This is a genomic window from Klebsiella sp. BIGb0407 (assembly GCF_024807845.1).
GTDB lineage: Bacteria > Pseudomonadota > Gammaproteobacteria > Enterobacterales > Enterobacteriaceae > JGM124.
Window position 1 is genome coordinate 171,022 of the sequence record NZ_JANUEQ010000001.1, and the last position, 12,060, is coordinate 183,081.

General features: G+C 46.6%; 13 protein-coding genes. 6 read left to right on the forward strand and 7 right to left on the reverse strand.

The annotated features are described in order from the left end of the window. Positions 1–33: 33 nt before the first annotated feature. On the reverse strand, positions 34–633 hold the full coding sequence (locus M2387_RS00850) for a TetR/AcrR family transcriptional regulator (protein WP_259046597.1): 600 nt from the start codon (positions 631–633) through the stop codon (positions 34–36). Positions 634–856: 223 nt separating this feature from the next. Between M2387_RS00850 and M2387_RS00855 the strand changes: the two genes are divergently transcribed. From M2387_RS00855 to slyA, 3 genes are all read left to right on the forward strand, one after another. Then, on the forward strand, positions 857–1,096 hold the full coding sequence (locus tag M2387_RS00855; protein ID WP_259046598.1) for a DUF1289 domain-containing protein: 240 nt from the start codon (positions 857–859) through the stop codon (positions 1,094–1,096). Positions 1,097–1,215: 119 nt separating this feature from the next. Beyond that, positions 1,216–2,112, forward strand: a complete 897-nt coding sequence (locus M2387_RS00860) for an aldo/keto reductase (protein ID WP_259046599.1) — start codon at positions 1,216–1,218, stop codon at positions 2,110–2,112. A gap of 517 nt (positions 2,113–2,629) precedes the next feature. Then, on the forward strand, positions 2,630–3,073 hold the full coding sequence (gene slyA, locus M2387_RS00865) for a transcriptional regulator SlyA (protein WP_310572750.1): 444 nt from the start codon (positions 2,630–2,632) through the stop codon (positions 3,071–3,073). Between the two features lie 168 nt (positions 3,074–3,241). Here slyA and M2387_RS00870 read toward each other — a convergent pair whose 3' ends face one another. Further along, a complete protein-coding gene (locus M2387_RS00870; protein WP_259046601.1) occupies positions 3,242–3,709 on the reverse strand; it encodes an outer membrane lipoprotein in 468 nt (155 codons plus the stop codon). Between the two features lie 424 nt (positions 3,710–4,133). Between M2387_RS00870 and pdxH the strand changes: the two genes are divergently transcribed. The 3 genes from pdxH to pdxY all read left to right on the forward strand — a co-directional run bounded on the left by pdxH (position 4,134) and on the right by pdxY (position 7,237). Beyond that, the gene (pdxH, locus tag M2387_RS00875; protein ID WP_259046602.1) at positions 4,134–4,790 is read left to right on the forward strand and encodes a pyridoxamine 5'-phosphate oxidase; all 657 of its coding nucleotides are present in this window, start codon (positions 4,134–4,136) and stop codon (positions 4,788–4,790) included. A gap of 216 nt (positions 4,791–5,006) precedes the next feature. Further along, positions 5,007–6,281 (forward strand): tyrosine--tRNA ligase, encoded by a 1,275-nt coding sequence (tyrS, locus tag M2387_RS00880; protein ID WP_259046603.1) that lies wholly within the window; start codon positions 5,007–5,009, stop codon positions 6,279–6,281. 95 nt (positions 6,282–6,376) lie between these two features. Beyond that, positions 6,377–7,237, forward strand: coding sequence for a pyridoxal kinase PdxY (gene pdxY / locus M2387_RS00885; protein WP_259046604.1), 861 nt, complete (start codon positions 6,377–6,379; stop codon positions 7,235–7,237). A gap of 54 nt (positions 7,238–7,291) precedes the next feature. Here pdxY and gstA read toward each other — a convergent pair whose 3' ends face one another. From gstA to rsxG, 5 genes are all read right to left on the reverse strand, one after another. Next, positions 7,292–7,894, reverse strand: a complete 603-nt coding sequence (gene gstA / locus M2387_RS00890) for a glutathione transferase GstA (protein WP_259046605.1) — start codon at positions 7,892–7,894, stop codon at positions 7,292–7,294. A gap of 164 nt (positions 7,895–8,058) precedes the next feature. Next, on the reverse strand, positions 8,059–9,537 hold the full coding sequence (gene dtpA / locus M2387_RS00895) for a dipeptide/tripeptide permease DtpA (RefSeq protein ID WP_259046606.1): 1,479 nt from the start codon (positions 9,535–9,537) through the stop codon (positions 8,059–8,061). A gap of 574 nt (positions 9,538–10,111) precedes the next feature. Beyond that, complete coding sequence (nth, locus tag M2387_RS00900; protein ID WP_259046607.1) at positions 10,112–10,747, reverse strand: endonuclease III; 636 nt, start codon at positions 10,745–10,747, stop codon at positions 10,112–10,114. Next, a complete protein-coding gene (locus M2387_RS00905; RefSeq protein ID WP_259046608.1) occupies positions 10,747–11,436 on the reverse strand; it encodes an electron transport complex subunit E in 690 nt (229 codons plus the stop codon). Before M2387_RS00905 ends, nth begins: the two co-directional genes overlap by 1 nt. Next, the gene (gene rsxG, locus M2387_RS00910; protein WP_259046609.1) at positions 11,433–12,059 is read right to left on the reverse strand and encodes an electron transport complex subunit RsxG; all 627 of its coding nucleotides are present in this window, start codon (positions 12,057–12,059) and stop codon (positions 11,433–11,435) included. The genes M2387_RS00905 and rsxG overlap by 4 nt, the downstream gene beginning before the upstream one ends. Position 12,060: the final 1 nt, after the last annotated feature.

Sequence of the window (12,060 nt, forward strand, 5' to 3'; positions counted from 1 at the left end):
GGTCGACTAGTTCTGTGATAAATAAAATACCTGTCAGCTGACAGGTACAACAAGAATACTTTTGATATGTGCCAGAGCATTCTCCAGCGGTGCAGGATCGCGGGATAACTTTGCTTGTAAGCCAGCGCCTAGCCATAACACATATAATATCTGGGCCAGTACGGATGTCTCACCTTCAAAATTAATTTCGTTCTCCAGACGGGCTTGTTCAAGTGAATTTGTCAGTATTGCAATAACCCTGGCTGCTCCACAGTTCAGAGCCGCCCGCATATCTTCTGAAAGATCGCAGACTTCAGCTGACAGTTTGAGTCCGAGACAATGGGTCAAGTGCCCGCAAGACTGAAATTCAGACAGCGCGTTCTGATACCAGCCCAGTAAACGTTCTGCATGCTGACCTTGCGGGGCATGCAGTTGTTCACTGAAGTACTGATTATACCGCTGGTAGTAACGTTCCAGCATGGCAACGCCAAAGGCTTCTTTGGAACGAAAATAATGATAAAAAGAACCTTTAGGAACTTCAGCAGTACGGAGCAATTCGCTCAGCCCCATACCGGTAAAACCGAGTGCCAGACAAAGTGTCTCGCCGGTTGCCAGCAGGTGCTCACGCGTATCATGTTCAGGGTTTCTGTTCATAGAACCAATATAATAGACCATTCGGTCTAGTGCAACAGGAAGAATAGGTGATTTTAAATCTCACAGCTCGATTTGTTAAGAGGCGGACAACACCATAAAGGCTGCCAAAACCTATCAAGCCGGAAGACGGTTTTATCTGGTGACCCGACATTATTTATATTTATCGCTTGCAAGTGGCTGTTTATCAGACTTGAATTAACGTATCACAATCAGAGGTCGATACGTGTCAGAACAGCTTGAGTTTTTTCCACTTCAAAGCCCGTGCCGTGGCATCTGTCAGTCAGATGAGCGCGGTTTTTGTCGTGGCTGTTTTCGTAGTCGTGACGAGCGTTTTAACTGGCAGATGATGACGGATGGCCAAAAGCGCGAGGTGCTTCGACTCTGTCGGCTACGGTTATTACGTAAACTCCGCACCGCAAAAGTGACATCTGGTGACGATCCTGAACAGCCCTCATTATTTTAATCACGTGGCGGGTGAGACTTCGCACAGCGCAGATTACTGACATCTATTTGAGGTTCAGAAATCGTTCGAATTATTTATCATAGATACCGATTCTTTTTTCTTAATAAGGCGATAACGTTATGGTACAGCGTATTAAAATAGCTCCCCAGGGACCGGAATTCTCGCGTCTGGTTATGGGATACTGGCGTTTAATGGAGTGGGGCATGACCTCCAGCCAGTTAGCCAGTTTTATTGAGGAGCATGTGGAGCTGGGTATAACCACCGTCGATCACGCCGATATCTACGGTGGTTATCAGTGTGAAGCCGCTTTTGGTGAGGCTTTACGGACGCTCGGACATTTGCGCAGTAAAATGCAGATTGTCAGCAAATGTGGCATAGCCACCAGAGCTAAAGCTGAAAACAAAATTGGTCACTATATTACTGACAGTGACTACATTATTCGCAGCGCCGAAAATTCACTAAATAACCTCGCAACTGACTACCTGGATTTATTACTGATCCATCGTCCTGACCCTTTGATGGATGCAGATGAAGTAGCGAGTGCATTTATCCAGTTACACCAGAGCGGTAAAGTCCGTCATTTTGGTGTCTCTAACTTTACGCCAGCTCAGTTCAGCTTGTTACAATCCCGACTGCCATTTACCCTTGCGACCAATCAGGTTGAGATCTCACCCGTGCATCAACCTTTATTGCTGGACGGTACGTTGGATCAACTACAACAGTTGCGTATCCGCCCGATGGCTTGGTCTTGCTTAGGTGGTGGGGCGTTATTTAATGACCCGCAATATCAGTCACTGCGTGATGAGTTGCAAATTGTTGCACAAGAGCTGGATGCCGAAACGATAGATCAGGTTGTCTATGCATGGATAATGCGTTTACCTTCGTTACCACTGCCTATTATCGGTTCAGGCAAAATTGAACGTGTACGTTCGGCAATTTCTGCGTTGTCGCTGGAAATGAATCGTCAGCAATGGTTCCGGATTCGTAAAGCCGCATTAGGTTATGATGTCCCTTAATCTCAGTGGTCATACTGAATAATTACTAATCCCCTATAACTGTCTGTTCATATCCTGTGAGCAGGCAGATGAAAATAAATCAGACAGCTAATGTCAATTAGCTAAGTGTTTGTTATTTTTTGTATTGCCCCCCCTCTTTGGAAAAAGATAAACAACGTGTTAGATTGGCCTGAAACGCGCTGTCTGACTGGCTATTATCGGTATTAGATGAACAATTCATTTTGATTCGGCACGTTTCTATCGCATCTTTTGGTGACGTAGTCGCAGTCTATATAGTCGAAAAGAGATGATATAAAAAACCAACATCTGTCTGATTTTTTGCGAATAAAAAAGCAAAGCCAATAGCAATAACCTATTAAAATTGTAAAGGATTTTTTTCATTTCTGTTAATCTACCGATGAGGGAAAAAAGACTGGGTAAGTAGACTTGATCAAAATAAGGGATTTGTTTTTAGCATTTAATGCCTGCACAATGCATTAGGAACGGCAATTTAAGTTAGTGAGCTAATTATAAGGAGGTGAAATTGGAATCGCCATTAGGATCGGACTTATCCCGCTTAGTACGTCTCTGGCGTGCATTAATCGATCACCGATTAAAACCATTGGAATTGACCCAGACTCACTGGGTGACACTGCATAGTATCCATCAAATGCCCCCCGAGCAGTCCCAAATTCAGCTGGCAAAAGCGATTGGTATTGAGCAGCCTTCTCTGGTACGCACTTTAGATCAACTAGAAAAGAAAGGGCTGATTGCTCGCCGTACCTGTGCCTTCGACCGTCGTGCTAAACGAATTACGCTTACAGAAAGCGCAGGGGATATCATCGAGCAAATGGAGCATGTGATAGGTGTGACTCGTTGTGAGATTCTGGCTGGTATCAACCCGGAAGAACAAGCGCAGCTGATCAATCTGATAGGGCGACTGGAGAAAAATATCACCAGACTACAAGAAGGTGAGGTTTAGTCAGTTTTTCCAGCCCGTAAAACATGAAGTGGCATGCGGGCTCATCCGGGCACAGAAAAAGGCTATTGCAGCCTGACAATCTTTGTTCAGGTACTGTACCTGCAAGTGGCTTGCATGACATGGGAAAAGCATAAGGCCTGCCTGATTAGAGGTAGGCCTTTAGTCAGTCTAACGTGGAGATACAGAGACCTGGTTGCCATTACCAATCAGAGCAACACGCTGGCCGACAGAAAAGCGGGTCGCGTCTTGTTTCTGGGTAACAACAATCGTTCTGCCGCTATCTTCACGAATTTCCATCTGGACACCGTTGGAACGGTTCAGAGCGCCTTGGGCTTCCTGACCCGCTAAACCACCGGCGATAGCACCTGCAGCGGTTGCCAGTGAACGACCTGTACCACCACCTACAGTATTACCCAGGAATCCCCCGAGTACCGCACCACCGATAGCACCAACGATATTTTCATCGTTACCACCCTGAATTTGTACCGGACGAACTGACAGGACAGTACCGTATGTCACATTTTGGACTTGTTGCGCTTGACTTGCACTTACCACATCACCAGAAAGCGTTCTGTTATTAACACAACCCGCCAGGGTCAGGCCTACCAGTGAAACTACCAGGACACGTGAAATCATTTCTATCTCCAGATCATGACGTAATGCTCAAATGAGCTTCCATGAGTATATATTATACGGTAAAACCGATCTGATGCCGAATATCCGTCATACTTCGGGTTACCCGGGCGTCGCTCGCGAGGACGTAACCGAATTACGCTCGTACAGATACGGTAAAATATAAACAGATCTTTAGTAATAATACCTAAACAGAAATCAAAAAAATATCGAGTTAAAGGGTTATTACACTTATCTGTAGAATATTCTGCACTCTGAGACTCTCATTTCACCAAACAGTTCGTTGAAACTGGCAACCGGAAGAAAATCAGTATGACGTCCCGTTTTTCAAATTCGTGCAGGCTCGGGTAACGGATATCCAAATCGTTGTGATTTTAGGGGACTGGGGGCACAATAGACTTTATTTACTCATAGTCGGTATAACACCATGTCAGATAACGATTCTTTGCAGCAGATTGCCCATCTGCGCCGTGAATATACCCAAGGTGGATTACGGCGCCAGAATCTTACCGATACACCCTTGCCACTTTTTGAACGCTGGCTGGCACAGGCTTGTGAAGCCAGACTCGCCGACCCGACCGCGATGGTTGTTGCAACCGTTGATGAAACCGGGCAACCTTTTCAACGTATTGTCTTACTTAAACATTATGATGAGAAAGGGTTGGTTTTCTATACCAATCTGGGCTCACGTAAAGCTCAGCAAATTGAACATAACCCCCGCGTCAGCCTTCATTTTCCATGGCATATGCTTGAACGTCAGGTCATGGTGCAAGGAACCGCAGAAAAATTATCGACTTTTGAGGTGCTCAAGTATTTCCACAGCCGTCCTCGCGATAGCCAGATAGGTGCCTGGGTTTCCAAACAATCCAGCCGTATCTCTGCGCGCGGTATTCTTGAAAGTAAATTTTTTGAACTCAAACAGAAATTCCAGAATGGTGAAGTTCCTTTGCCGAGTTTCTGGGGCGGTTATCGTGTCAGCATAGAACAAATGGAGTTCTGGCAGGGCGGTGCCCACCGTCTGCATGACCGTTTTCTCTATCAGCGAACTCCTGACGGCTGGAATATCGACCGTCTTGCACCCTGATATCAGGATTTTCTTGTTAAGCGCTGGTACTCCGGGGGCGAGCGCTTTATTCTATGAGCCCGGAAAAGGGATGTTGCAGGCGCATTTTACATAAACACCCTAATCGAGCCTGCAATATGAATGCGTTGGCGTTTATCGCCTAATAAAAAGACTTTCGCCAGTGGGCGAAAAGCCGTGTACCGGCCAAGGTGCAGTCGTATAGAGATGGAGAATTTGATGTCAGGCATCAATTTGATAAAACAATTGCAAGAGCGGGGCCTGGTGGCTCAGGTTACGGATGAAGATGCGTTAGCAGAGCGACTGGCGCAAGGGTCAATCGCACTCTATTGCGGCTTCGATCCGACCGCTGATAGCTTGCACTTGGGCCATCTGGTTCCACTGCTCTGTCTGAAGCGTTTTCAGGAAGCAGGCCATAAGCCGGTTGCGCTGGTTGGTGGAGCAACGGGGCTTATCGGTGATCCTAGCTTTAAGGCCGCAGAACGTAAGCTCAATACTGAAGATACGGTACAAGAGTGGGTCGATAAAATCCGTCGTCAGGTTGCGCCATTCTTGAGTTTTGATTGTGGTGAGAACTCGGCTATTGCTGCCAATAACTATGACTGGTTTGGCAATATGAACGTGCTGACCTTCCTGCGTGATATTGGCAAGCACTTCTCTGTTAATCAGATGATTAATAAAGAAGCGGTAAAACAACGCCTTAATCGTGATGATGTCGGCATTTCATTTACTGAATTCTCCTATAACTTGCTGCAAGGCTATGACTTTGCCTGCCTGAATAAACTTCACGGCGTAGCATTGCAGATAGGCGGCTCTGACCAGTGGGGTAACATTACCTCCGGTATCGATTTAACCCGTCGTATGCATCAGCAACAGGTTTTTGGTTTAACGGTTCCACTTATTACTAAATCAGATGGCACTAAATTCGGTAAGACCGAAGGTGGCGCTGTCTGGCTCGATCCGAAAAAAACCAGCCCGTATAAATTCTACCAATTCTGGATTAACACGGCAGATAGCGATGTTTACCGCTTCCTGAAATTCTTCACCTTCATGAGTCTTGAAGAGATCGATGCGCTGGAAGAAGAAGATAAGAATAGCGGCGCTGCGCCGCGTGCCCAGTATGTGCTGGCAGATCAAGTAACTCGACTGGTACATGGTGAAGAGGGTTTAACCGCAGCCAAACGTATTACTGCAAGCTTGTTCAACGGTAACCTTAGTGAACTGAGTGAGGCTGACTTTGAACAACTGGCCCAGGATGGTGTTCCGATGGTTGAGCTTGATTCCGGTGTTGACCTGCAACAGGCGCTGGTAGACTCAGAGCTTCAGCCATCACGTGGCCAGGCGCGTAAAACGATTGCTCAGAACGCCATTACGATTAATGGTGAAAAACAGTCCGATCCTGAATATGTGTTCACTGAATCAGATGTGCTGTTTAATCGTTATACCTTGTTGCGTCGTGGCAAAAAGAACTACTGCCTGATTTGCTGGAAATAAGTCTGGTAAACAGCCTGAGCGTAGCAACTTTAATGCTACGCTCTTTTTTTGCCAGGCGATCGATGCCCGGCATTTTTGGTGAGTAAACAGTAAACATGAAAAATATCCTTGCCATCCAGTCTCATGTTGTTTTTGGTCATGCGGGAAATAGTGCTGCAGAATTCCCTATGCGTCGTTCTGGTGTGAATGTCTGGCCCCTGAATACCGTACAGTTTTCCAACCATACACAATACGGCCAGTGGACCGGAACAGTGATGCCCGCCAGTCATTTAAGTGAAATTGTGCAGGGTATTGCCAGCATTGGTCAGCTTAAGCGCTGTGATGCAGTGCTCAGTGGGTACCTGGGTTCTGCGGAGCAGGGGGAGCATATCCTGGAAATTGTCCGTCAGGTTAAAGCCGCAAATCCAGCTGCAAAATATTTTTGTGACCCGGTTATGGGGCACCCGGAAAAAGGTTGCATTGTTGCACCAGGCGTCGCGGAATATCATACCCGCTATACTTTACCGGCCAGCGATATCATCGCTCCTAACTTGGTCGAGCTAGAGATTCTCTGTGGACACAGTGTTGATTCCGTTGCAGAGGCTGTGGCAGCCGCGCGTGAATTGATTGCAATCGGGCCACAAATTGTTCTGGTTAAACATCTGGCAAAAGCCGGTTTACGCGTTGAGCATTTTGAAATGCTGCTCGTGACAGCAGACGAGGCATGGCATATCCACCGGCCACTGGTTGATTTTGGTGACCGTCAGCCTGTCGGCGTTGGTGATGTCACAAGCGGACTGCTACTGGTTAAACTACTGCAAGGGGCTAGCCTGCGTCAGGCTCTTGAGCATGTCACTGCGGCAGTCTATGACATTATGCTGATGACAAAAAACATGCAGGAATATGAGTTACAGCTGGTGGCTGCACAAGAAAGTATTGTGAATCCTGAGCATTTCTTCACGGCGGTAGCGCTCTGATATTATATGGCCCTCTACGAACAGTGAGGGCCTTCATCTTGCATCAGTGAAAAACTACATGCCTTCAGCTGCCAGTGCTGCAGCAACAGCAGGGCGGTTTTTCATGCGGGTCATAAAGTCTTCAAGATGAGACAGACCTTCTAAATTCAGACCCAGAGCATAACCCCAGCGAGCCACGGTAAACAGATAGGCGTCTGCAATAGTAAAGCGCAGCCCCATGAGCCACTGCTTGCCATTCAGCTCATCATTCAGCCAGGCAAATTTTTGCTCCAGTTGCTCACGAACAACCGCTTTATATTCATCCGGTGTATTCGGTTTAAACAGAGGGCTAAAGCCTTTGTGCAATTCTGTAGCAACAAAATTCAGCCATTCCAGAGTATGGTAACGCGTCAGGCTACCTAAAGGCGCCAGCAGCTGACGGTCAGGTACTTTATCGGCCAGATATTGCACAATTACCGCACCTTCGGTCAGTAATGAACCGTCATCGAGCAATAAAGCCGGAACCTGACCTTTCGGGTTAATCGTCAGATAATCTTCATTATTTTCTGTACGTTTAGTCGCCAGGTCAACTTTTACGATCGAAAAGTCAAGTCCGGATTCACGCAGAATGATATGAGGTGAAAGAGAACAGGCACCAGGCTTGATAAACAATTTCATGACTCGCTCCTTTAGAACACTAAGAGAAACAACAAAGATAAGTAAACAGGCTGATAGTCGTTATCTATCTGACCTTAATAACAAAAGCGGGAAACCTAATGTATCCCGCTTTTGTTATTAAGGTCTCCTCAAGCATATACCTGAAGAGACCTGAACTCACGTGCTTAGCGGCTCGGAAGTTCTTGCATCATACGGTTAAGTTTTGGTGCAATAAAAATCATTACTATCGCGATAATACCAGTAACAATCCCGATTTGCAGGAACACTCGACCATAAATTTCCAGTGACTGTAATGGGTTTGTCACATCATTCGGAACGGCCATCAGGGCGGCGACTTTACCCGCAATAACAGCCGCGCTGGCAGAGGTCAGGAACCAGCTTCCCATGATAAAGCCCATCAAGCGCTGAGGAACTAACTGAGCGACCATTGCCAGGCCCAGCCCTGAAATCATGAGTTCCCCAATACTCTGCAAAGCATAACTGAGGATTAACCAGCTGGATGAGACAATACCAGCGGCATTGGCAAAGGTGATACCAAGAGGTAACACCAGGAAAGCCAGGGAACATAATACCATGCCGATAGCGAACTTATGTGGCATCGGCATTTTATCGCCCAGCTTATTATAGAGAGCGGCCAGAATTGGACTACCGATGACTATCCAGAATGGGTTCAGCCCCTGGAACTGCTCAGGCTCAATGGCAATGCCCAGAATGCTGTGCTCAACGTTACGTATCGCAAAGAAGTTGAGGGAGGTTGGCATTTGACTGTAGAGAACAAAAAAGACTACAGCCTGAAGCATCAGAATAAAGGCCACTATCATCTTACGGCGAGCAGTGCCTTTTAAAGCAAAAGTCTCTCTGGCAAAAATACAGATAACCCCCAGCGCTACCAGACCCAGCATCAGGCGGGCAATACCCTGGTAGTGTAATAACCAGGTAGCGATAACTATCAGCGCCGCAACACCGACCAGCGTTGCCAGCAGTTTTCCGATATGAAGCGGTTCAAAGTCGGGTTTTGAACCATGGTTTTTAACCCATTTACGGCAGAATAAAAAGTTAACAATAGTTATCAGCATCCCCACAACACTCAGTGCAAATGCGGTGCTCCAGCCATATTTAGCAGCCAGCCAAGGCGTCGCCAGCGTTGAGAAAAATGAACCGATATTAATCGCCATGTAATACATGGTGAATGCGCCATCAAGGCGAGGATCGTTTTTCTCATAACAGGTGGAAAGTAACGAAGACGGGTTGGCTTTAAATAAACCATTACCTACAGCAACGGTAGCCAGACCGATATATAACAATGCGGTGTTATATCCGGAGCTGGCAACGGCCAGATAACCAAAAGCCAGGACGATTGCTCCCAGCATAATGACACGTTTGGTGCCGAGTATTTTATCACCCAGCCAGCCGCCAATTGACATCATGCCAAACATTAAGGCGCTGAAAGTGGCGAACAGGGTAACGGATTGCTCTTCCGTCATACCCAGCATTTTTACCAGGTAAACGGTAAGAATAACCTGCAGGCCGTAAAAACCGAAGCGTTCCCAAAGTTCGATAGAGAAAATCAGATAGAACGCTCGGGGTTGTTTAAAAACATTCAAGCTTACACTTTCAGTTGGTTCTTTGTTTGCTGTTGACACATAGACCTCTTTACACATCCTAAATGAAGACGTTTTTTTATTTGATGTCCTGACAGACATTCAGTTTTTATTATCAAAAAACGAAAAATGAGGGTTAATGTTCCTGATCCTTGCCGATTCAACAAGGGGATTGTCATATTCCGTTACATATAATTAAGTTAGTGTAAATCACTGGCTGGGAAAATAGAAACGCGTGTTAAATTTTGTAACCTGCCTTAATTTCCTGACATTTACCTGCCAGTGTTCTCTGATTCTCCTCTGTTAGTGTCATATTCTGACTTATTTGATCTGAGTGGTGACATAAACTGGCTAGTTAAATGTTAGCCAGCTATTTATTCGATTAAAAACACTACAATAAAGATGGGTTAATACCGGAGGAAACGATAATTTCATTATTTACTAACCACGCCTTAACAACATTAGCTTGATAGCAGATGGTCAGATTTTTTTCTCATAAAAAACACGCTAAAACCTGATTTTGATAATTAATCGCATTATTTATCAGTATAGCAATGATATTTACGAACAGCGGGAAACAGCGGAGGCTGAAGATGGCCTGAGCCATCTCAGAAGATCAGATACTGGTTTTTTCCTTAAACTCGCATAAATCTTCAATCAGACATGAACCACAGCGTGGTTTTCGAGCAATACAGGTATAACGGCCATGCAGAATTAACCAGTGATGGCAGTCTATTTTGTATTTCGCCGGTACAACTTTGAGTAGTTTTTCTTCAACCTGATCGACATTTTTACCCGGAGCAAATTGTGTCCGGTTACAGACACGAAAAATATGCGTATCGACAGCAATGGTTGGCCAGCCAAACGCCGTATTCAGTACCACATTAGCGGTTTTACGCCCGACACCGGGTAGGGCTTCCAGCGCTTCACGATTTTCAGGCACTTCACCCTGATGCTGCTCGAGTAAGATGCGGCAGGTCTTGATGATATTTTCCGCTTTACTGTTAAACAGGCCGATGGTTCTGATATATTCTTTGACCCCTTCGACACCAAGCGCCAGCATTGCCGCAGGGGTATTCGCGACGGGGTAAAGCTTAGCCGTCGCTTTATTGACGCTCACATCCGTTGCCTGTGCTGAGAGCAGAACCGCAATCAGCAGCTCAAAAACGCTATTAAACTGTAGCTCAGTGGTAGGATGAGGATTATTTTCCTGTAAACGTTGCAGGATCAGTAATCGTTTTGCACTATTCATTATGCCTTTTCCACGCTTCCGTCGATAACCACTGCAGGTTCCCTGGCCCGACGTGCTTTCATCTTCTCATCAATGAGATATTTACCTGCCAGCATTAATCCTAAACCGATAAAGGCGCCTGGTGGTAGCATGGCCAGCAGGAAGGGGGTATCCGTATGGAAAATTTCAATACGTATTGCTTTAGCCCAGTTACCCAGGAGCGCATCTGCACCATCAAACAGCGTGCCGTTACCGATAATTTCACGTGCGGATCCTAAAACAAACATCACACAGGTTGCCCCCAGGCCGGTGGCAAAGCCATCCACGGCAGCCAGCGGAATGCTCGCTTTAGCGGCATAGGCTTCTGCCCGACCAATAACGATACAGTTGGTGACAATCAACGGAATAAAGATCCCCAGCGATTGGTATAAGCCAAAGGCATAGGCATTGATCAGCATCTGCACCACGCTCACCACGGAAGCGATGATCATGACATAGATAGGAATACGAATTTCTGCCGGAACCCAGTGGCGAAACGCTGAGACAGAGGCATTGGTCAGAGTCAGTACCAGCATAGTCGCCAGACCCAGGCCAAGTGCGTTTGTAGCAGTTGATGTCACAGCCAGCAGCGGGCAAAGACCTAAAAGTTGTACCAGCGCGGAGTTATTTTTCCAGACGCCGTCTACCAGAATACGTTTTGCTTCACTCATTGCTGTTCTCCGCAAGCGCTCAATTTATTCAGTTCCGGGGGGAGGGTTTCGGCAAATAAACCTGCACGCTTAACCGCATTAACCACCGCACGTGGCGTGATAGTTGCGCCGGTAAACTGGGTAAACTCCCCCCCATCTTTTTGTACCGCCCAGCGGGGATCCTGACTGCCCTCAATATGCTTTTGCGCAAAATGGGTTATCCAGTCACCGAGGCGAAGCTCAATTTTATCACCCAGTCCCGGCGTTTCGTGGTGTTCGGTAACGCGCGTTCCGAGAATAGTGCCATTAAAGTCGGCACCGACTAACAGGTGTATTGCGCCGGAATAACCGTCTGGTGCTGTGGCTTCCATTACCACACCGACCGGCGTCTCTCCTTTACGGGCAATATAAATCCTGCGTTCACCTTTACCTAAAGGCGTGTCTTTGACAACGAAACAACTGCTCTGAATATCATTGTCGTAGAGATCATGACTGATAACCTGATCGAAGAGTAGCTGCTGCTGTTGGGCTGCTTGCTTGTCGATAGTAGGTTTAGTCAGCTCGTTCACCAGCGCGGTGACCCCGGTCAGTAGGGCAGCAAATACCGCCAGGGTAACACCATGTTTTTGCATTGTCTTTAACATA